This is a genomic window from Pseudomonas sp. WT-JTC (genome assembly GCF_056711565.1).
On sequence record NZ_CM160042.1, the window covers coordinates 4,957,871 to 4,979,676 of the forward strand.

Genomic DNA, 21,806 nt, shown 5'->3' on the forward strand with positions numbered 1-21,806 from the left:
GAAGACCCCACTTATTGTGATGAAATGATAATACTTCTTGCGTTCTCGACGCTCAAGTATTTTTCGTAATAGCGCCGACCATTGGCCCCTAGCGCCTTACAGAGCTCAGCATCCTTAATCAACAAGTCCAACTTGCCTTTTAGATTAGTTACATCTCCCGCCACTACGGCAAAACCAGCACATATTTTGTTTTCAAGGATATCTCCAAAATCCGTAACTGAATCCAAAGACGCAAGCACCGGAAGAGAAACTTTAAAATAATCTAATGACTTAGAGGGAAAGCTCGGCACAGTTAACTTCTTAGACAGCGAAATCAGACCCACATCACAGGCCTGAACTACATGCTGATACTCATCACGAGGCACGTAGTCGATAAACTTTACGTTCTTTAACCCTCGAGCAATTACCGACTTCTCCAACCTTTCCTTCTCAGTCCCCTTGCCAATAAAAAGGAAGGTCACATCACCGCCAGAGTAAAGCTCGGCCAAATCGAGAATATTGTCCAACTCCTGAACAATAGACATTGCACCACCATAAACAGCGATAAACCCCGCCGATGGCAAATCGTACTTCAACCTTATTTCAGACTTATCTATCGGATCAACCTGCTTGATCTTCGCCCAAAGAGGCAAAATTTCAACACGCTGCTTATCCACTGCCGGAAAATTATCAAACAGGAATTTCGCATTCCCTTCAGTCATGCATCCGATACGATCAAAACTTTTATACATTATCTGCTCAAGATAACGGAAAAAGCCAAAAAACAGCTTATTTCTAATAGCACCAAGGTCTTTCAAGTAATATGGGAAGAAATCCCAGAGCACCAGAAAAGACCGGGAGTCATATTTCTTCCTAAAATAACGCGACATCCCCAAAATAGTCACACAAGGCGTATTGGCAATTAACAAGTCGCATTTATCCACTTGCTTTCGCACTTCATGGCGAGCCAGGAAGGGAAACAGGAAAATCTTCAGGGCAGTACCGATGACCCCTGTATTGTAAAATATAGCCGGAAGCTTGACCCTGATAACCTTGATACCATCAATCACCTTAGTGAATGACACAGGTTCATTCTTGAGCCACGAGAAAACAACCACCGAGACATTATGCCCTTCCTCATTCAATGAGTAGGCCAACTCATTAGTCAACCAGGCATCTTTTTTGTCATCTGCGTATTTGGTAGTAAGCAGAACGATATGTTTACTTGTTTTCATTATTTGGACCACAGCACGTCTAATTGGTTGAGCAAATCATTGGTACGATCTTGCCCAGTCGAATTTTTATGATCATAAAAGAGCTGACTTTGATAGGGTATATAAACAATAGAAAGCGGACTTGAGAGAAATCTATAGAATGGCAAGTATGCAATTATCGCAACCACAAATATGACAATAATGCGACTTGCGTATGTCACATACTGCAAAGCCCCGAGTGCACACCCTACAAGAAATATGGCGAAGAAAAACTGATACCGGGTGGATAGAGTTGGAAATCCAAATATAATCAAAGGAATGAGCAGCCCCAACAAGGCTAGCCGACAGGTTTGTACCCCGCCCCCATCACCAAGGTTCTCAACACTAGAGGACTCATGTTTTACCCATGCCCCATATATACATACAAAAAACACTAGTGAAACGACAGCAAATGCAGCCCGATATGCAAAGGACGCATTAAAAACATCACGATCCAAATAAATCATATATTTTGGATTGACGTAAACAATCAGAACCTCAACAACACCGCGAATGATATCAAAAGAGGATACATACAGCGCCACCGAAGCAGCAAAAACCAATGAAAACGCCCTTCGACTTAGGGGAAACATATAGAGCAATGCAAGTAGCAACAACCCACCTACAACCGAATAGTGCAACGAGCAAGCAATCGCAAAGAAGACGAAGCCTGAGATTTTTTTATCTGAAAAAAACTTATACACACCTATCAAAAATATACTAACTGCAAGACCTTGCCTAAGCAGAGAAAATGCAGGTATCAAATAAAAATCTGGAACCGAGTACATTATCGCCATAACGACCAGGCAATACCTGGGAAAAAACCGTCTTGCTGCGAAAGCTATAAAAGAAACCTCCAATATACTTATTACCGCAGAAAACTGCTCGAACGCCAACCCTATACTTGTTGAAAACTGGACAAGCCACTCGTACCCAAACTCAAAATCAAGATAAAAAGCCTCCCCACTTTGGACCGCAGCGTAATGCGCCTCATAGATTGGCCAATCATATCCGGTTTGAAACTTCAACCCCACAAACAAGGCAAGCAACGTCACCTGTAAAAAAAACAACCATGCCGAAGGAAGATTATCTTTTCTCAATGAGAGAATAGCCAGCAACCAAACCACAACATATACAATATTATACTGCGTCATACTTATTATTCTGTTCTAAAGGCGTTGAGTTGTATCGCGTTACCAAGAACCATATTAATACCACAGTCAGAGAAACAGCCCCCTGCAGTGGATATCCATAAGCCATATTATTGAAACCATAAAACCGATAACACAAAACACAGAAAAGGAGATACAACAACGCACTAAGCATTTCGTAGGCGAGATAGAATCGAACATGCTGTTTAGCTATCATCACATAAAGAAACACCCAACTCAGACACTTTAAAGCATCGCCAATTACATAAACCTTCATGATTCCGGTTGCAGCTGCAAAAGCATCACCATAAATCAACCAAATAGCGAAGCTCGCCAATACGTTTACAGAGACAGCCATCACAACAACAAAACCGAGTGCCATTACCCCTATACGAAACACTAAACTCGTCAGCCCCCTACCCTCTTGTGAACTGTACTTAGGTAACAACAACGTAGAAAAGAGAACACTACATATACCCATGTATATGTCGGACAGACGAGTTACTGCATACCACGTGCCTGCCTCAGCCATTGAGCCGTTAGTAGATATATAGTCTCGCAGGACAATCTGAACGCCGTAGACTATGACTACCGACCCCAAGGCCATAAGGGAGTAAGACAACAATATTTTTATGACTTCAACATCCAAACTAACCAGATTGAGGCGTGGAAGTCGAAATCTCGCAGGCAGAAGCAGCACGCACACACCCGCAATAGCAGGTGCCAGCGCTATTGAATAAACAGCTCCTGGCTTGCCAAAAACAATGGAACAAGCACACGTCAACAGCGCTGTAAAAAATGCTGTTATCACGGAATACCAAAAATACTCACTGTATTTTTGACCACCATTAAAATAAGAAATGAATAAATTATTCAAACCTATAAAAAATGCACCTAGAGGCAGAAGCATCAACACCTCTGCCCACCCACCTTGTAAGAAAAAATTTGAAATAAGTGTGCTTGAGAAAAGCAAAACCAAAGCGAAAGAAAAACTAAAAGCCAATAGCAGCATCAATGACGACTGCAGGACTCGCTCTTTTGGATATTTATCTTCAGCTATCAGCTTTACCACACCGGTGGTCGTTACCGAAGATACACCAGCACTTAAAATCTGAAGAAAGGCCTGTATCTGTCCAACTACAGCCATGCCGCTCGGCCCAACATAAAACGCCACTACTTTCAGAGATGCGATAGCGAACATTAGTTTAAAAACTGCCTGACAACCAATGTTGATGATTGGCCTAATCATTCTGTTCCGCATCCCTGTCCCGCAACCATAACCAACTCGCCTACCATAGACCAACGCCCAGCGCAATAATATTTAAGGCAATTCTAAAATCTATACACTTTTCCTGGCATCAGGCGAAGGCCTTCTAATTGCCCCGTTCGCTATTATCTCCTAGATGACACAATTGCGTTACCAGATTTTGATAGGTAGCCGCATTTCTACGTATCGGCATGCGCTTTATGGCTTGATATTGCCATCGAACCGCGAACGCTTGGCGCGCCATCCCCCTCCCCCCTCCGCGACCAAGCAAAAAAAAAGGGGGGGTAAGGAAGGGCACGTATTTGAAAACGACTGCTCAGAGTGGCGAGCGCTGCGTTTCCGAACGCAACACAAGCATCCAAAAGAAAGCCCCGGACGCCCTTGCAGCCAATAGGCAATTTACCCACCTCAGGTATGCGAGGAGGGAACCAAAATTTTTGCGCGCAACAAAGGTTTGAAATACCTGAACAGAGCCAACGCCAGCCCCAGGAAGAGCCCAAAGCACGCCCCCTGTATCAGAATTGATAATTTATTCGGCTTGATCGGACTATCGGGATCGTCAACTGCTCCGTCCTGTCGATATACCGAAACACTGGAGGAATCGATTGTCAGATTTTTAAGAAATAAGTACTTAACTTGCAAAACTCGCAGACTCTGAATGAACGGATCATCAGACTCACGCCTTTCCAAGCCATCAATTTCGGCTTGGAGCGCATCACTTCCACGCATATACAAAGCCTGACTATCCACACCTAGAGACAACTCCGCAGAGGTTCTCCCACTGATAATGACCGGTTTGTTCAAACCAACGGCCCTAGCAATCACCAGAGCCTCACTTAGGACCTTTATTTTGTCCTCTCGCTCTCGGCGAGCACTTTCACGGAGACCATTAATCTGTTGTTCCAAGTTGCGCGCTCTAACCTGAGCCTCTCTAACCACGTTTTTGATCATTTCGTTTTTTGCTGCAACACCGGCATTTTGAACATAAGTGCGCACCCATTCACCAGCTTCCGAAGGGTTGTAGCCCTGCACAGTAACAGAATAACGGTCTGGGCCTTCCTTACCACCCACAGATATAACCAACTGTTTTGAGAAATTTTGATACAGACGGTCGCGCGAACCCTTGCGTGCATTTTCAGTCAACGACGGTAAATAAACCTCATCGAAAAAAGAACGCCGCAAGGATTCACTAAAGAGATTACGAACAAATACGTCATAAACATCTTTAACAGTGAAAGGCGGCAGGTCGGAATTCAATGTTCGACCATAGTTAAAATCCGCAATATCGTTTTGAGTGGGAGGCAATACGTAAATTCTGGCCTCATACAATGGCTTAGCTGTAAAGGCATATACCGCCGAGGCTATAGTCACCAGAATGATTACACTGATAACTACCCACTTCTGCACCCAAAGCGCTTTGATCAAGACAAAAATATCTATCTCATCACTGCTTGTTGAGGCGGTCGAGAGTTGGAGCATAATGATCAGTACCCTTAAACGCTAGAAAAGACTTATCTACGAAACAAAACAGCCCGCCACTTCTTGCGAACTTACTAAAATGCAACGGCCTTTCCTATCTTGACCTAAAGTTAACAGACTTCTAACCCCGATACTTTCTGAGGCTAGCACACCAACTGAACAGAGGCCCCACCGCCAAACCGATTAACAACGACAGCAACATATACAGTGACACTGGAAGTTTAGGCATCAACCAACCTAGAAATTGCACACCAACTAATTCTTGGTTTTCCAGCACAAACGCCACTATCAATACAACTATTAAGATCATCAGGATGAACCCGACATAACGAATTGGGGCGGCGCTACGAGCCTTTCCACTCACTGCTGCTCCTCCTCGTCCTCATTCACCCGATCCCTGAGTTCCTTGCCTGGCTTGAAGTGTGGAACGAATTTGCCATCCAGGCTAACGGACTGACCGGTCTTTGGATTACGACCGACCCGTGGTGCGCGGTAGTGCAGAGAGAAACTGCCAAAACCCCGGATCTCGATGCGATCTCCGGTAGCCAGACATTGGGACATTTGCTCAAGCATGGTCTTGATGGCCAACTCCACATCCTTCGATGAGAGCAGCCCTTGATGGGTGACAATTCGTTCGATCAACTCCGACTTCGTCATATTTTTCCCTTCTTTTTCAAGCAGCTAGGTCAGCGCTCCAAAGGTTTTAGCACGGCCGCATGATTTTGAACAGCCCGAGTTTTGCCATCTATTCCCCTACCCCAAAATGCTTGCCCCCTGAAAGAGGGAAGACCCTTGAGCCATCACAACCTCATCGGCAAATCACCAAAATAGTGCGCGTCAGGAAACCTGCGGGATTGAATCCGAAGGGGAAGACCTCCTCCTCTTCCTTGAGATCATCAGACCTTGCCACAACCTTGTATCCCACCCCCTTGCACTCCTTGGCCGCGCGCTTGTAACACCGGTCCCATTTCGAACCGAGCCCTGAACAATCAACCTCAATGCCACTTACCCCGCGTACCGCATGCGTTTTGGCATTGGTGGTACAACCCGCTAGAGCCAGCACTGCCACCGCGACAATCAGCTTGTTCATTCACGTCCTTATGCCAGAAAGCCCACCGGGCGATCATTAGTTTCAGGCTAAAGACTAGCTGCAAATAAGCGCTTGATCCGACTAAACAATCAGACATTTTTTCAGCATCTTTGGTTCCGACTGAAGCCACTGAAGCCGGGCGCAGTCCGCCAAATCCAAGGCACAAAAAAGGGCGACCGAAGTCGCCCTTTTTTACAGAAAATCAGAACTTAGTTCTGTTTTTCCATTTGTGCACGCAGCAGGTCACCCAGAGTGGTGGCCACAGGAGCATCAGTAGCTACTGGCTTGTCGCGCAGGCTCTGGATTGCTTCTTTCTCGTCTTCAACGTCTTTCGACTTGATCGAGAGCTGAATTACACGGCTCTTGCGGTCAACGCTGATGATCTTGGCTTCTACTTCTTCGCCTTCTTTCAGAACGTTGCGCGCGTCTTCAACGCGGTCACGGCTGATTTCGGAGGCTTTCAGAGTCGCTTCGATATCGTCGGCCAGAGTGATGATGGCGCCTTTAGCGTCAACTTCCTTCACGATGCCTTTAACGATGGCGCCTTTGTCGTTCTCTTGAACGTACTCGGAGAACGGATCGCTTTCCAGTTGCTTGATACCCAGGGAGATGCGCTCGCGCTCTGGGTCAACCGACAGGATAACGGTGTCCAGCTCGTCGCCCTTCTTGAAGCGGCGAACGGCTTCTTCGCCCACTTCGTTCCAGGAGATGTCGGACAGGTGAACCAGACCGTCGATGCCGCCGTCCAGACCAATGAAGATACCGAAATCGGTGATCGACTTGATGGTGCCGGAGATTTTATCGCCCTTGTTGAACTGGCCAGAGAAATCTTCCCATGGGTTGGATTTGCACTGTTTGATGCCCAGGGAGATACGACGACGCTCTTCGTCGATGTCCAGAACCATAACTTCCACTTCGTCGCCGACTTGTACTACTTTCGAAGGGTGGATGTTCTTGTTGGTCCAGTCCATTTCGGAAACGTGTACCAGACCTTCAACGCCTTCTTCCAGCTCAGCGAAGCAGCCGTAGTCGGTCAGGTTGGTTACACGAGCGGTAACGCGAGTGCTTTCCGGGTAACGGGCTTTGATAGCAACCCATGGATCTTCGCCCAGTTGCTTCAGGCCCAGGGAAACACGATTGCGCTCGCGATCGTACTTCAGAACCTTGACATCGATCTCGTCGCCAACGTTGACGATTTCGGAAGGATGCTTGATACGCTTCCAAGCCATGTCGGTAATGTGCAGCAGGCCATCGACGCCACCCAGATCGACGAATGCGCCGTAATCGGTGAGGTTCTTGACGATACCTTTGACTTGTTGGCCTTCCTGCAGGGATTCCAGCAGAGCTTCGCGCTCGGCGGAGTTCTCGGCTTCCAGGACGCTGCGACGGGAAACGACAACGTTGTTGCGCTTCTGATCCAGCTTGATGACCTTGAATTCCAGCTCTTTGCCTTCCAGGTGCGTGGTGTCGCGCACTGGACGGACGTCAACCAGAGAACCTGGCAGGAACGCACGGATGCCGTTAACGTCGACAGTGAAGCCGCCTTTAACCTTACCGTTGATAACGCCCTTGACCACTTCTTCGGCTGCGAAGGCTGCTTCCAGAACGATCCAGCATTCAGCGCGCTTGGCTTTTTCACGGGACAGCTTGGTTTCACCGAAACCGTCTTCAACCGAGTCCAGAGCAACGTGAACTTCGTCACCGACGTTGATGTTCAGTTCGCCAGCGTCGTTGTAGAACTGCTCCAGCGGGATCAGTGCTTCGGACTTCAGGCCAGCGTGAACGGTTACCCAGCGAGCCTGGTAATCGATATCAACGATAACACCGGTGATGATGGAGCCTGCCTGAAGGTTCAGGGTCTTTAGGCTTTCTTCAAAGAGTTCCGCAAAGCTTTCGCTCATTTTAATTCCTGTTGATGAGGGCGAAGAATACGCCCATCTCCACACCCCAGACGGTGTGGGTTAGTTTCATTTAAAAGAAGCCACCGCAGGACTATGACTGGTCCCCTGCGGCCTTCTTGGTCACCCGGCGATATCGCGAATGGCGATCTCGCTCATGATGCGTTCCAGCACCTGGTCGATGGACAATTCCGTGGAATCCAGCTGTATGGCGTCAGCCGCCGGTTTGAGCGGGGCTACCGCTCGCTGGGTGTCACGCTCATCGCGCGCACGTATCTCATCTAGCAGACTCGACAGACTAACACCCTCGACCTTGCCCTTCAACTGCAAATATCGACGGCGTGCCCGCTCCTCGGCGCTGGCGGTCAGAAAAATCTTCAGCGGCGCGTCAGGAAAAACTACCGTACCCATGTCGCGACCATCCGCCACAAGGCCCGGCGCTTCCTGAAAAGCTCGCTGGCGCTGCAGCAGCGCCTCGCGTACAGCGGGCAATGCAGCCACCTGGGAAGCGCCGGAACCGACGCTTTCGGTGCGAATGACATCGCTGACTTCATCACCTTCCAGGATGATGCGTTGCAACTGACCGTCCGTCGCCGCGATGAACTGCACATCCAGATGAGCGGCGAGCTTCTTCAGCAGCTCTTCATTGGTCAGGTCGACACCGTGGTTATGCGCGGCGAAGGCCAGCAATCGGTACAACGCACCGGAGTCCAGCAGGTTCCAGCCCAGGCGTTTGGCCAGGATCCCGGCTACCGTGCCCTTGCCCGAACCGCTTGGCCCATCGATGGTGATGACCGGTGCAATGTTGTTCACGACTGAGCCTCTTGTGCCACGCGAATACCGACCTGTGCGCACAGCGCCAGGAAATTCGGGAACGACGTCGCGACGTTGGCGCAATCATGGATGCGGATCGGGGCACTGGCGCGCAGGGAAGCGACGCTGAACGCCATGGCGATACGGTGATCACCATGACCGTGCACTTCACCGCCGCCGATCTGGCCGCCGTCGATGATGATGCCATCCGGGGTTGGCTCGCACTTGACGCCCAGCGCCAGCAAACCATCCGCCATGACCTGGATGCGATCCGACTCCTTGACCCGCAGCTCTTCGGCACCACGCAACACGGTGCGCCCTTCGGCACAGGCTGCGGCGACGAACAGCACCGGGAACTCGTCGATCGCTAGCGGAACCAGCGCCTCGGGAATCTCGATACCTTTGAGTTTAGCTGCACGTACGCGCAAATCCGCCACCGGCTCGCCACCCACTTCACGCTGGTTTTCCAGGGTGATGTCGGCGCCCATCAGGCGCAGGATGTCAATTACGCCGGTACGGGTCGGGTTGATGCCGACGTGCTCCAGCACCAGCTCGGAACCTTCGGCGATCGATGCCGCCACCAGGAAGAACGCCGAGGACGAAATGTCACCCGGGACTTCAATGTGGGTCGCGGTCAGTTTGCTGCCGGACTCGACCGACGCGGTCGCACCGTTGACCGTTACCGGGTAGCCGAAGCCACGGAGCATGCGCTCGGTATGGTCGCGGGTCGGAGCAGGCTCGGTAACCGTGGTCTTGCCTTCGGCATACAGGCCGGCCAACAGCAGGCAGGACTTAACCTGGGCACTGGCCATCGGCATGGTGTAGGTCAGCCCCTTGAGCTTGTTACCACCACGAATTGTCATCGGCGGACGACCTTCAGCGGCGGTTTCGATCACTGCGCCCATTTCACGCAGCGGATTGGCCACGCGATTCATCGGGCGCTTGGACAGCGAGGCATCGCCGGTCAGGGTGCTGTCGAAGTTCTGCGCAGCCAAAAGGCCGGACAGCAGGCGCATCGAAGTACCGGAGTTGCCCAGATAGATCGGGCCCGGTGCCGGCTTCAGACCATGCAGGCCAACGCCGTGAATGGTCACGCGACCGTGGTGCGGGCCTTCGATGACCACGCCCATGTCACGGAAAGCCTGCAGGGTCGCCAGGGCATCTTCACCCTCAAGGAAACCTTCGACTTCGGTGACACCCTCAGCGAGGGAGCCGAGCATGATCGAACGGTGGGAAATCGATTTGTCACCTGGTACGCGAATCCGACCGGACAGGCGGCCACCAGGTTGAGCCAGGAAAATCAGATCGTTGGAATTCATAGCGTCCACATAGGCCCTGCGGGCCAGGATTTTACTGAAATGCTCGCGGGCAACCCGGGCGCGAGTGAAAACGCCCAACAATTGGTGCCCATCCCCTGCATCGACCGCGTCGCGCAAGGCGTCGAGATCGCTGCGAAATGTATCGAGTGTGCGCAGGACAGCTTCGCGGTTGGCGAGGAAGATGTCGTGCCACATGACCGGGTCGCTACCGGCGATTCTTGTGAAATCGCGGAAACCGCCCGCAGCGTAACGGAAGATCTCAAGATTTTCATTGCGCTTGGCCAACGAATCGACCAAACCGAACGCCAGCAAGTGCGGCAGATGACTGGTCGCAGCCAATACTTCGTCGTGACGCTCGACCTGCATGTGCTCGACATCGGCGCCCAATTCGCGCCACAGACGGTCGACCACCGCCAGGGCTGCCGGATCGGTTTGCTCCAGCGGCGTGAGGATCACTTTGTGGCGACGGAACAGCTCGGCGTTGGAGGCTTCTACCCCACTCTGCTCCGAACCGGCAATCGGATGCCCCGGCACGAAGCAGGACGGCATACTGCCAAATGCCTCGGTGGCAGCACGCACCACATTGCCCTTGGCGCTGCCGACATCGGTCAGGATCGCTTGCCCCAGATCCATGCCGGCCATACGCGCGAGCACTTTTTCCATGGCCAGAATCGGCACCGCCAACTGGATGACGTCGGCACCCTGACAAGCAACGCCCAGGTCTTCCTCGCAGCGATCCACCACACCCAACTCGACCGCGAGTTTGCGCGATTGCGGATCGAGATCGACCCCGACCACTTCGCGGCATATACCGCTTTCACGCAAACCCTTGGCAAACGAACCGCCGATCAACCCAAGACCGACCACCACCAGGCGACCGATCATAGGTTCAGCAGATTGCAGAGCAGTGACATCAACCACGAGCCAGAACCTTGCTCAGCGCTTCCAGGAAGCGGCTGTTTTCTGCCGGCAGACCAATGGTGATGCGCAGGTGATTCGGCATGCCGTAGTTGGCCACCGGACGCACGATCACGCCTTCACGCAACAAGCCCTGGAATACCGGGGCCGCGACCTGACCGAGATCGACGCAGATGAAATTGCCCCTGGACGGAATCCAGCTCAGCCCCAGTTCGCGGAAACCGGCTTCCAGTTGCTGCATGCCGGACTCGTTCAACTGACGGCTCTGCGCCAGATATTCTTCATCCTTCAACGCCGCACAGGAAGCAGCCAGGGCCAGGCTGTTGACGTTGAACGGCTGGCGTACGCGGTTCAGCACATCGGCAACTACCGGCGTCGACAAGCCATAACCCACACGCAGTGCTGCCAGGCCATAAGCCTTGGAGAATGTCCGGGAAACCAGCAGGTTCGGATAAGCCGCCAGGAAGTCCAGGCCATCCGGCATGTCGCTGCCTTCGGCGTACTCGATGTAGGCCTCGTCCAGCACCACCAGCACGTGCTCCGGAACATCCTGCAGAAACTCGTCCAGCGCCTCGGCGTCGAACCAGGTCCCGGTCGGGTTGTTCGGGTTGGCGATGAACACCACGCGGGTGTTGGCGTCGATGGCTGCCAGCATTGCAGGCAGGTCATGCCCCCAATCCTTGGCCGGGACCACCTTGGCCTCTGCGCCGACAGCCTGAGTGGCAATCGGGTAGACCGCAAACGCATGCTCGCTGAACACGGCATTCAGGCCCGGTGCCAGATAAGCACGGGCCACCAACTCAAGAATGTCGTTGGAGCCATTGCCCAGCGTCACTTGATTCAGCTCTACACGACACTGCTCAGCCAGCAGGGTCTTGAGCGCAAAACCGTTGCCGTCCGGATAGCGGGTCAGCTCGGCCAGCGCATCGCGTATGGCCGCCAGCGCCTTGGGGCCGGCGCCCAGCGGGTTTTCGTTGCTCGCCAGTTTGACGATGCTGGCCGGATCGAGATCCAGCTCACGTGCCAGTTCGTCCACGGGCTTGCCCGGAACGTAAGGCGAAAGTTGTTGCACGCCCGGCTGAGCCAGAGCGAGGAAATTGCCACTCATATGCTACCGCCCCTTAGAGAACTGCTTTCGGGTAGGAACCCAGCACCTTGAGTGCTACTGCTTCCTGACTGATCTTTTCCAGCACACCCTTGACCAGCGGGTCGCGATGATGACCGACGAAATCGATGAAGAACACGTAGGTCCATTTACCGCTGCGCGATGGTCGAGTCTCGATTCGTGTCAGGTCGATGCCGTTGTCGTGGAACGGCACCAGCAGCTCATGAAGCGCACCCGGTTTATTGCTCATCGAAACGATGATGGATGTCTTGTCGTCGCCGGTTGGCGGCACTTCCTGGTTGCCGATCATGAGGAAGCGCGTGGAGTTATCCGGGCGGTCCTCGATCTTCTCGGCCAAACGGGTCAGCCCGTACAGACCGGCCGCCATGTCGCCGGCAATCGCCGCCGAGTTCCACTCACCCTTGACCCGCTTGGCCGCTTCAGCGTTGCTGGACACCGCCACGCGTTCGACATTCGGGTAATGGGCGTCCAGCCACTTGCGGCACTGCGCCAGTGACTGGGCGTGGGAGTAAATGCGGCTGATGCTGTCGGTCTTGGTGTTTTCACCGACCAACAGGTGATGGTGGATACGCAGCTCGACTTCACCGCAGATCACCATGTCGTGTTCGAGGAAGCTGTCGAGGGTGTGGTTGACCGCGCCCTCGGTGGAGTTTTCCACCGGCACCACGCCAAAGTTCACCGCACCGGCCGCCACTTCACGGAACACCTCGTCGATCGCCGCCATCGGCTTGCTGATCACGGCGTGGCCGAAGTGCTTCATGGCCGCCGCCTGGGTGAAGGTGCCTTCAGGGCCGAGGTAAGCCACTTTAAGCGGCTGCTCGAGCGCCAGGCAGGAGGACATGATTTCACGGAACAACCGCGCCATCTCTTCGTTGCCCAGCGGCCCCTGGTTACGCTCCATGACACGCTTGAGCACCTGAGCTTCACGCTCGGGACGATAGAACACCGGCACTTCGCCTTCGGCCAGCGAGGCCATCTTTACTCGCGCGACTTCCTGGGCGCAGCGCGCACGCTCACTGATCAGCTCCAGGACCTTTTCGTCCAGGGCATCAATGCGCAGGCGCAGTGCCTTGAGTTCTTGCTCAGACATTAGCCGTGTTCCTTCTCGAACTCTGCCATGTACGAAACCAGCGCGTTGACGGCGTTGATGTCGACGGCGTTATAGATGGAGGCGCGCATGCCGCCCACCGAACGGTGGCCCTTGAGGTTCAACAGGCCACGCTCGTCGGCACCGGCCAGGAACGGCTTGTCCAGACGATCATCAGCCAGGCGGAACGGCACGTTCATCCACGAGCGGTCCGACTTGTTGATCGGGTTGCTGTACAGGCCGCTGGCATCGATGAAGCCATACAGCGTGCGCTGCTTGACTTCGTTGAGCTTGCCGATGGCCTCGACGCCGCCCTGCTCCTTCAGCCACTCGAACACCAGGCCGGACAAATACCACGCCAGGGTCGGCGGGGTGTTGTACATCGAACCGTTATCGGCCGCGATCTTATAGTTGAGCATAGTCGGGCACAGGGAACGAGCCTTGCCCAGCAGGTCTTCGCGAACGATGTTGACGACGATACCGCTCGGGCCGATGTTTTTCTGGGCGCCGGCGTAGATCATGCCGAAACGCGAAACATCGATCGGACGCGACAGGATGTCCGAAGACATGTCGGCGACCAGCGGAACATCACCGGTCTCCGGAATCCACTGGAACTCCAGACCGCCGATGGTTTCGTTCGGCGCGTAGTGGACGTAGGCCGCGTCTTTCGACAGCTTCCATTCGTTCTGGCCGGGAATGGCGAAATAGTCGTAAGGCTTGGCGGTGCCGGCTACGTTGACGTGGCCATAGCGCGAAGCTTCTTCGATGGCTTTCTGCGACCAGATACCGGTATCGATATAGTCGGCCGAGCCGTTTTCCGGCAACAGGTTCAGAGGAATCTGAGCAAATTGCTGGCTGGCGCCACCTTGCAGAAACAGCACTTTATAGTTCGAGGGGATATTCAGCAGATCACGCAGATCCTGCTCGGCCTTGGTGGCGATGGACACGAACTCATCACTGCGATGGCTCATTTCCATGACCGACAGACCCTTGCCGTGCCAGTCGAGGAGTTCACCCTGGGCGCGCTGCAGGACAGCTTCGGGAAGCGCCGCAGGACCGGCACAGAAGTTATAGGCTCTCTTGCTCACATCCAATCTCGCTCTGATTTGGGGGTATCACGCAATAAAAACGCCGTGATCACTCCCACGCAATAGCATGGGAGCGATCTACTGTAGGAGCGAGCTTGCTCGCGATGGACTTGAAGACACCGCGTTTAATCAGAAAACCCGCGTCATCGTTGACGACCATCGCGAGCGAGCTCGCTCCTACAGGGGGACCTCACAAACAACAAGGGGGCGAATTTTCATCCGCCCCCTCATATCCACTTACTCTTGTGGCTCTTCATCAGCGGCGGCGTCGAGTTGCTGGTCTTCGGCAACGTCGTCAATCACGACTTCACCGACAAACCCTTCACCCTCTTCGCCTTCCAGCTCTTCACCCTCGACTTCCGACGGCTCCTGAACCCGCTCCAGCCCGACCAGCGTTTCGTCATTGGCCAGCTTGATCAGGGTCACGCCCTGGGTGTTACGACCCAGGCTGGACACTTCGTCGACACGGGTGCGCACCAGGGTGCCCTGGTCGGAAATCAGCATGATTTCCTCGCCGTCGAGCACCTGAACCGCACCGACCAGGCGGCCGTTACGCTCGTTGCTGACCATGGCGATAACGCCCTGACCGCCACGCTTGTACTCAGGGAACTCGGTGATCGCCGTGCGCTTGCCAAAACCACGCTCGGAAGCGGTGAGGATCTGGCTGCCTTCTTCCGGGATCAGCATGGAAATCAGCTTCTGGCCTTCCGGCAGACGCATGCCGCGCACACCGCGGGCGGTACGGCCCATGGCGCGAACGTCGGATTCCCTGAAGCGGGTGACCTTGCCGCCATCGGAGAACAGCATCACTTCGCGCTCGCCATCGGTGATGGCCGCGGAAATCAGCACGTCGCCTTCGTCCAGCTCCAGCGCGATCAGGCCGACGCTGCGTTGACGGCTGAAGGATTCCAGCGGGGTCTTCTTCACGGTGCCATTGGCGGTGGCCATGAAGATGTAGTGACCTTCGGTGTATTCCTCGACCGGCAGCATGGTGGTGATGTACTCACCGTCGTCCAGCGGCAGCAGGTTGACCAGCGGACGACCACGGGCAGCGCGGGATGCCTCGGGGATTTCGTAGGTTTTCAGCCAGTACACCTTGCCCTTGCTGGAGAACAGCAGCAGCGTGGTGTGGCTGTTGGCAACCAGCAGGTGAGCGATGTAGTCCTCATCCTTGACGCCGGTCGCCGACTTGCCTTTACCACCACGACGCTGGGCCTGGTACGCAGCCAGCGGCTGGGTCTTGGCGTAGCCACCGTGGGAAATGGTCACGACGCGCTCTTCTTCCGGGATCATGTCACCCAGGGTCAGGTCGAGTCGGGCATCGAGGATCTCGGTACGACGTACGTCGCCGTATTCGGCGCGAATCACTTCCAGCTCTTCGCGGATCACTTCCATCAGGCGCGTGGCGCTGTTGAGGATGCGGATCAGCTCGCCGATCTGGTTGAGGATCTCTTGATACTCGGCCAGCAGTTTTTCGTGTTCCAGACCGGTCAGGCGGTGCAGACGCAGTTCCAGAATGGCTTGCGCCTGTTCTGGCGACAGGAAGTACTTGCCGTCGCGCAGACCGTATTGCGGATCGAGGTTTTCCGGACGGCACGAATCGGCGCCGGCACGTTCAACCATCGCCACCACAGCCGAGGACTCCCAAGGCGTGCTGACCAGCGCTTCCTTGGCTTCCGACGGCGTTGGCGAGGCCTTGATCAGGGCGATGACCGGGTCGATGTTCGACAGGGCAACGGCTTGACCTTCAAGGATGTGACCACGCTCGCGCGCCTTGCGCAGTTCGAACACGGTACGACGGGTAACCACTTCGCGACGGTGACGGACGAAGGCTTCCAGCAAATCCTTGAGGTTCAGGATCCGCGGACGGCCATCGATCAGCGCGACGATGTTGATACCGAACACCGCTTGCAGCTGGGTCTGGGCGTAGAGGTTGTTGAGGATGACCTCTGGCACTTCGCCGCGACGCAGCTCGATCACGACGCGCATACCGTCCTTGTCGGACTCGTCGCGCAGCTCGGTGATGCCTTCAAGCTTCTTCTCCTTGACCAGCTCGGCGATCTTCTCGATCAGACGCGCCTTGTTCAGCTGGTATGGGAGTTCGGTGATGACGATCTGCTGACGGCCACCGACCTTGTCGATGTCTTCGATCATCGAGCGGGCACGCATGTAAATGCGCCCGCGACCGGTGCGGTAGGCTTCGATGATGCCCGCGCGACCGTTGATGATCGCGGCGGTCGGGAAGTCCGGACCGGGAATGTATTGCATCAGTTCATCGACGGTCAGCTCGGGATTGTCGATGAGCGCCAGGCAACCGTCGATGACTTCACCGAGGTTGTGCGGCGGAATGTTGGTCGCCATGCCCACGGCGATACCGCTGGAGCCGTTGACCAACAGGTTGGGAATACGGGTCGGCATGACCGCCGGGATCATCTCGGTGCCGTCGTAGTTCGGCACCCAGTCCACGGTTTCCTTGTGCAGGTCAGCCAGCAGCTCGTGCGCCAGCTTGGTCATGCGCACTTCGGTGTATCGCATGGCCGCGGCGTTGTCGCCGTCCACCGAACCGAAGTTGCCTTGGCCGTCTACCAGCAGGTAGCGCAGGGAGAATGGCTGCGCCATCCGAACGATGGTGTCGTACACCGCGGTATCACCGTGCGGGTGATACTTACCGATCACGTCACCGACAACACGGGCAGATTTCTTGTACGGCTTGTTGAAGTCGTTGCCCAGCTCGCTCATCGCGAACAGCACGCGCCGGTGCACGGGCTTCAAGCCATCGCGCGCATCCGGCAGTGCCCGCCCGACAATTACGCTCATCGCGTAGTCGAGGTAGGACTGCTTCAGCTCGTCTTCGATATTGACCGGGAGGATTTCTTTGGCCAGTTCGCCCATGAGAAGCCTGATTCCTTTTTCTGGTGAAACTTCGTCACATCCATATGGGACCAACGAAGCTCGCCGATACAGGCTGATTGCCATGCACCGACTTACGACAAATCAACGAGTTATGCCATGGATCTGCGCAGTACGGGTCGCCACTTGGGGCAACCCTGGAAACCGCCGGATGTTATCACAAGAGCCGCCACGCACCTATCCCCTAGATGCGCATGGAGAGTAGTTAGTTGACCGATGACAGGCTTGAAGAGGACGAGAGGGGCTTAGAGGCTTGATGAATGCAGATTTCAGGCTCGATTCTGGCTGATTTGTTGACTTTGCGGACCTCTTCGCGAGCAAGCCCGCTCCCACACCGGATCGGCGTCGCATACAAATTTTGCGACCGACTTGGTCCAATGTGGGAGCGGGCTTGCTCGCGAATACAATTTATCTGTCGCCAAAGAGCCTTAATGCAGGCGCTTGCGGCACATCAACTGAGCCATCTTCGCCGTATCCGGACGCTCGACGATGCCTTTTTCAGTGACGATCGCATCGATCAGGTCCGCCGGCGTCACATCGAACACCGGATTGAATGCTTCGACATCCGCGCCCACCCGCTTGCCACCGACCTCCAGCAACTCGCGACCATCACGCTCCTCAATCGGAATGTCATCGCCGCTGGCCAGGTTCATGTCGATGGTCGAACTCGGCGCCACCACCATGAAGCGCACGCCGTGGTGCATGGCGTTGACGGCCAGTTGATAGGTACCGATCTTGTTGGCCACGTCGCCATTGGCAGTGATCCGGTCAGCGCCGACGATGACCCAGGTAGGGCCCTTGGTCTTCATGATATGCGCCGCGGCGGAATCGACATTGAGGGTCACGGGAATGCCTTCATTGGCCAGTTCCCACGCGGTCAGCCGCGAACCCTGCAGCCATGGGCGGGTTTCGTCGACATAGACCTGCTCGACCATGCCCTCGATGAATGCACCACGAATCACCCCCAGCGCCGTGCCAAAGCCGCCCGTGGCCAGCGCACCCGTGTTGCAGTGGGTCAGGATCGCCTGCGCGTTGCCCTGATGCTTGCGGATCAGGTCGACACCCAGTTGCGCCATGGTCAGATTGGCTTCGCGATCACTTTCGTGAATGGCGATGGCCTCGGCCTCCAGCACCTCAAGCGGATCGGCATTGTCTTTCAGGCGATCGAGCCGATCATGCATGCGCCCCAGCGCCCAAAACAGATTGACCGCAGTGGGACGGGAATCGGCCAGCAGCGCAAAATCCTCTTCCAGCGCGGCGTACCAGTCGCCACCTTCGGCAATCCGGGCACGGGCCGCGAGCACGATGCCATAGGCGGCACTGATGCCGATGGCCGGTGCGCCACGCACCACCATCGAGCGAATGGCTTCGGCCACACCGGCTGCGCTGGTGTAGGCGATCCAGGTTTCCTCGAACGGCAAAATACGCTGATCCAGCAGATGGAGAGCGCCATCACGCCAATCGATGGCCTTTACCTTTTCCGCAGCCAACAGTCGATCGCGCATCCCTCACCCCGCACTCATGAACAAAAGCCGCCGATTATAGCGATCCCCCCGCGAAGACGCTCGGGTATACTTCGCCATCCTTTACAAAAGCACTGGAACCGACCCTCGATGCCGAACACTGCCGCTGCGCTCGACCTGTTATTGCTGCCGACCTGGCTGGTACCCGTCGAACCCGCTGGTGTTGTCCTCAAAGAACATGGCGTGGGCATCCGTGATGGACGCATCGTGTTTATCGGCCCACGTTCCGCCGCTCTGAAGCTTAACTCAAGCGAAACCCGCGAATTGCCCGACATGTTGCTCAGCCCCGGCCTGATCAATGCCCACGGGCACGCGGCGATGACGCTGTTCCGTGGCCTGGCCGATGACCTGCCATTGATGACCTGGCTGGAAAATCACATCTGGCCAGCCGAAGCCAAGTGGGTCGATGAATCATTCGTACGCGACGGCACCGACCTGGCCATCGCCGAACAGATCAAAGGCGGCATCACCTGTTTCTCTGACATGTATTTCTTCCCGAAGGTTGCCAGCGAGCGCGTGCACAACAGCGGCATTCGCGCGCAGATCGCGATTCCGATCCTCGACTTCCCCATTCCGGGCGCCGCTACCGCGGATGAAGCCATTCGTCAGGGCGTCGAACTGTTTGGCGATCTCAAGCACCACGAGCGCATCAAAATCACTTTCGGTCCCCATGCACCCTACACCGTAGGCGACGAAAACCTGGAAAAAATCCGGGTGATCGCCGAAGAACTGGACGCCTCGATCCACATGCACGTGCATGAAACCGCTTTCGAAGTGCAGCAATCGGTCGAGCAGCGCGGTGAACGCCCACTGGCCCGCCTGGCGCGCCTGGGCTTGTTGGGGCCGCGCTTCCAGGCGGTTCACATGACCCAGATCAGCGATGAAGACCTGGCGCTGCTGGTAGAAAGCAACAGCAATGTGATTCATTGCCCGGAGTCGAACCTGAAGCTGGCCAGCGGGTTCTGCCCGGTCGAGCGTTTGTGGCAGGCCGGGGTGAATGTCGCAGTCGGCACCGATGGCGCGGCGAGCAACAATGACCTGGACCTGCTCGGCGAAACCCGCACCGCGGCCTTGCTGGCCAAGGCTGTCGCCGGCTCGGCTACCGCGCTGGATGCCCATCGTGCCTTGCGCATGGCCACTCTCAACGGCGCCCGGGCACTGGGTATCGAGGCCGACGTCGGCTCACTGGAAATCGGCAAGGCGGCGGACATGGTGGCTTTCGACCTTTCCGGCCTGGCCCAGCAACCGGTCTACGACCCGGTTTCGCAGCTTATATACGCCACCGGCCGCGACTGCGTGAAACACCTTTGGGTTGCCGGCAAGCAGTTGCTCGATGACCGTCGCCTGACACGCCTCGATGAACAACAGCTAGGCGCTGCTGCGAAGAATTGGGGCAAGCGCATCAGCGGCCGTACCGAATCGTAAGCACCCTGGAGCACAATCCGGGGCAACAGGAATTTTCAAGTTTTAGAGGACTTAAACCATGAGCAACGTCGACTACGCCGAAATCGCCAAATTCGAAGCCCTGGCCCATCGCTGGTGGGACCGCGAAAGCGAATTCAAACCGCTGCACGACATCAACCCGCTGCGAGTCAACTGGATTGACGAGCGGGTCAATCTGGCCGGTAAAAAGGTCCTCGACGTCGGTTGCGGCGGCGGCATCCTCAGCGAAGCCATGGCCCAGCGCGGCGCGACCGTCATGGGTATCGATATGGGTGAAGCGCCGTTGGCGGTTGCCCAGTTGCATCAACTGGAGTCGGGCGTCAACGTCGAATACCGGCAGATCACCGCCGAAGCCCTGGCCGAGGAAATGCCCGAGCAGTTCGACGTGGTCACCTGCCTGGAAATGCTCGAGCACGTGCCGGATCCGTCGTCGGTCATCCGCGCCTGCTTCCGCATGGTCAAGCCCGGCGGCCAGGTGTTCTTCTCGACCATCAACCGCAACCCGAAGGCGTACCTGTTCGCCATCGTCGGCGCCGAATACATCATGAAGTTGCTGCCGCGCGGCACCCACGACTTCAAGAAATTCATCCGCCCTTCCGAGCTCGGTGCCTGGAGCCGCATGGCCGGCCTGACCGTCAAGGACATCATCGGCCTGACCTACAACCCGCTGACCAAGCACTACAAGCTGGCCTCAGACGTGGACGTCAATTACATGATCCAGACCCTGCGCGAGGAGTAAGCCGATGCCAATCAGAGCAGTTCTTTTCGACATGGACGGCACCCTGCTCGACACCGCGCCGGACTTCATTGCGATCTGCCAGGCGATGCGTGCCGACCGCGGATTGCCACCGATGAACGACAAGCACATCCGCGACGAGATTTCCGGCGGCGCCCGGGCAATGGTCGCCGTGACCTTCGCCATGGACCCGGAATCGCCGGGCTTCGAGGAATTGCGCCAGGAGTTCCTGGAGCGCTACCTCGTGGGTTGTGCCGTTCACAGCAAGCTGTTCGACGGCATGGCTGAATTGCTCGCCGATATCGAGAAAGCCAACCTGATCTGGGGCGTGGTCACCAACAAGCCACTGCGGTTTGCCGAGCCGATCATGCAGCAACTGGGGCTGGCCGAGCGTTCGGCGCTGCTGATCTGCCCGGATCACGTGAAGAACAGCAAACCCGATCCAGAGCCACTGATCCTCGCGTGCAAGATGCTCGACCTAGACCCGGCCAGCGTGCTGTTCGTAGGTGATGACTTGCGCGACATCGAGTCGGGCCGTGATGCCGGAACCAGGACTGCCGCCGTGACCTTCGGCTACATCCACCCGGATGACAACCCGCGAAATTGGGGGGCGGACGTAGTGGTCGATCATCCTCTGGAGTTGCGCAAGGTTTTGGATAGCGCCCTCTGTAGTTGCTGAGTCTGTCGTTGACCTCTGTAGGAGCGAGCTTGCTCGCGAAACACCTG

18 protein-coding genes are annotated in these 21,806 nt (G+C 55.6%); 3 read left to right on the forward strand and 15 right to left on the reverse strand.

What is annotated here, in order from left to right:
- Nucleotides 1-11 precede the first annotated feature (11 nt).
- The 15 genes from AC06G5_RS22415 to mtnA form a co-directional block, all read right to left on the reverse strand.
- Nucleotides 12-1,214, reverse strand: a complete 1,203-nt coding sequence (locus tag AC06G5_RS22415; RefSeq protein ID WP_413425560.1) for a glycosyltransferase family 4 protein — start codon at nt 1,212-1,214, stop codon at nt 12-14.
- Entirely contained in the window at nt 1,214-2,386 is a 1,173-nt protein-coding gene (locus AC06G5_RS22420) for an EpsG family protein (protein WP_057713775.1), read from the reverse strand. The genes AC06G5_RS22415 and AC06G5_RS22420 overlap by 1 nt, the downstream gene beginning before the upstream one ends.
- The gene (locus AC06G5_RS22425; RefSeq protein ID WP_407514865.1) at nt 2,373-3,632 is read right to left on the reverse strand and encodes an oligosaccharide flippase family protein; all 1,260 of its coding nucleotides are present in this window, start codon (nt 3,630-3,632) and stop codon (nt 2,373-2,375) included. Before AC06G5_RS22425 ends, AC06G5_RS22420 begins: the two co-directional genes overlap by 14 nt.
- Before the next feature lie 426 nt (nt 3,633-4,058).
- Nucleotides 4,059-5,129, reverse strand: a complete 1,071-nt coding sequence (locus tag AC06G5_RS22430) for an LPS O-antigen chain length determinant protein WzzB (protein ID WP_057713773.1) — start codon at nt 5,127-5,129, stop codon at nt 4,059-4,061.
- A 121-nt stretch (nt 5,130-5,250) separates the two neighbouring features.
- Complete coding sequence (locus AC06G5_RS22435; RefSeq protein ID WP_057716573.1) at nt 5,251-5,439, reverse strand: LapA family protein; 189 nt, start codon at nt 5,437-5,439, stop codon at nt 5,251-5,253.
- A gap of 50 nt (nt 5,440-5,489) precedes the next feature.
- Entirely contained in the window at nt 5,490-5,786 is a 297-nt protein-coding gene (gene ihfB / locus AC06G5_RS22440) for an integration host factor subunit beta (protein WP_046042607.1), read from the reverse strand.
- Nucleotides 5,787-5,937: 151 nt separating this feature from the next.
- Nucleotides 5,938-6,219 (reverse strand): hypothetical protein, encoded by a 282-nt coding sequence (locus tag AC06G5_RS22445; RefSeq protein WP_413425557.1) that lies wholly within the window; start codon nt 6,217-6,219, stop codon nt 5,938-5,940.
- Between the two features lie 209 nt (nt 6,220-6,428).
- Nucleotides 6,429-8,120 (reverse strand): 30S ribosomal protein S1, encoded by a 1,692-nt coding sequence (gene rpsA, locus AC06G5_RS22450; protein WP_007973639.1) that lies wholly within the window; start codon nt 8,118-8,120, stop codon nt 6,429-6,431.
- 120 nt (nt 8,121-8,240) lie between these two features.
- Nucleotides 8,241-8,930 (reverse strand): (d)CMP kinase, encoded by a 690-nt coding sequence (gene cmk, locus AC06G5_RS22455; protein ID WP_007973641.1) that lies wholly within the window; start codon nt 8,928-8,930, stop codon nt 8,241-8,243.
- Nucleotides 8,927-11,134: a bifunctional prephenate dehydrogenase/3-phosphoshikimate 1-carboxyvinyltransferase gene (locus tag AC06G5_RS22460; protein ID WP_413425594.1), complete on the reverse strand. Its 2,208-nt coding sequence runs from the start codon at nt 11,132-11,134 to the stop codon at nt 8,927-8,929. Before AC06G5_RS22460 ends, cmk begins: the two co-directional genes overlap by 4 nt.
- Nucleotides 11,135-11,162: 28 nt before the next feature.
- The gene (hisC, locus tag AC06G5_RS22465; protein ID WP_413425555.1) at nt 11,163-12,275 is read right to left on the reverse strand and encodes a histidinol-phosphate transaminase; all 1,113 of its coding nucleotides are present in this window, start codon (nt 12,273-12,275) and stop codon (nt 11,163-11,165) included.
- A 13-nt stretch (nt 12,276-12,288) separates the two neighbouring features.
- Nucleotides 12,289-13,383 carry a prephenate dehydratase gene (gene pheA, locus AC06G5_RS22470; RefSeq protein ID WP_007939916.1) on the reverse strand — a complete coding sequence of 365 codons (1,095 nt, stop codon included), beginning with the start codon at nt 13,381-13,383 and terminating at the stop codon, nt 12,289-12,291.
- Nucleotides 13,383-14,468, reverse strand: a complete 1,086-nt coding sequence (serC, locus tag AC06G5_RS22475; RefSeq protein WP_008017789.1) for a 3-phosphoserine/phosphohydroxythreonine transaminase — start codon at nt 14,466-14,468, stop codon at nt 13,383-13,385. The genes pheA and serC overlap by 1 nt, the downstream gene beginning before the upstream one ends.
- 237 nt (nt 14,469-14,705) lie before the next feature.
- A complete protein-coding gene (gene gyrA / locus AC06G5_RS22480) occupies nt 14,706-17,360 on the reverse strand; it encodes a DNA gyrase subunit A (protein WP_480458329.1) in 2,655 nt (884 codons plus the stop codon).
- Between the two features lie 446 nt (nt 17,361-17,806).
- The gene (mtnA, locus tag AC06G5_RS22485) at nt 17,807-18,883 is read right to left on the reverse strand and encodes an S-methyl-5-thioribose-1-phosphate isomerase (RefSeq protein ID WP_413425551.1); all 1,077 of its coding nucleotides are present in this window, start codon (nt 18,881-18,883) and stop codon (nt 17,807-17,809) included.
- A 108-nt stretch (nt 18,884-18,991) separates the two neighbouring features.
- On the opposite strand from mtnA, the gene AC06G5_RS22490 reads away from it, so the two are divergent.
- From AC06G5_RS22490 to mupP, 3 genes are read left to right on the forward strand one after another with little or no spacing between them, the layout of a single operon-like run.
- Nucleotides 18,992-20,326 carry a TRZ/ATZ family hydrolase gene (locus tag AC06G5_RS22490; RefSeq protein WP_413425549.1) on the forward strand — a complete coding sequence of 445 codons (1,335 nt, stop codon included), beginning with the start codon at nt 18,992-18,994 and terminating at the stop codon, nt 20,324-20,326.
- Nucleotides 20,327-20,384: 58 nt separating this feature from the next.
- On the forward strand, nt 20,385-21,083 hold the full coding sequence (ubiG, locus tag AC06G5_RS22495) for a bifunctional 2-polyprenyl-6-hydroxyphenol methylase/3-demethylubiquinol 3-O-methyltransferase UbiG (RefSeq protein WP_008017781.1): 699 nt from the start codon (nt 20,385-20,387) through the stop codon (nt 21,081-21,083).
- Between the two features lie 4 nt (nt 21,084-21,087).
- Complete coding sequence (mupP, locus tag AC06G5_RS22500) at nt 21,088-21,759, forward strand: N-acetylmuramic acid 6-phosphate phosphatase MupP (protein ID WP_413425546.1); 672 nt, start codon at nt 21,088-21,090, stop codon at nt 21,757-21,759.
- The last annotated feature ends 47 nt before the right edge of the window (nt 21,760-21,806 follow it).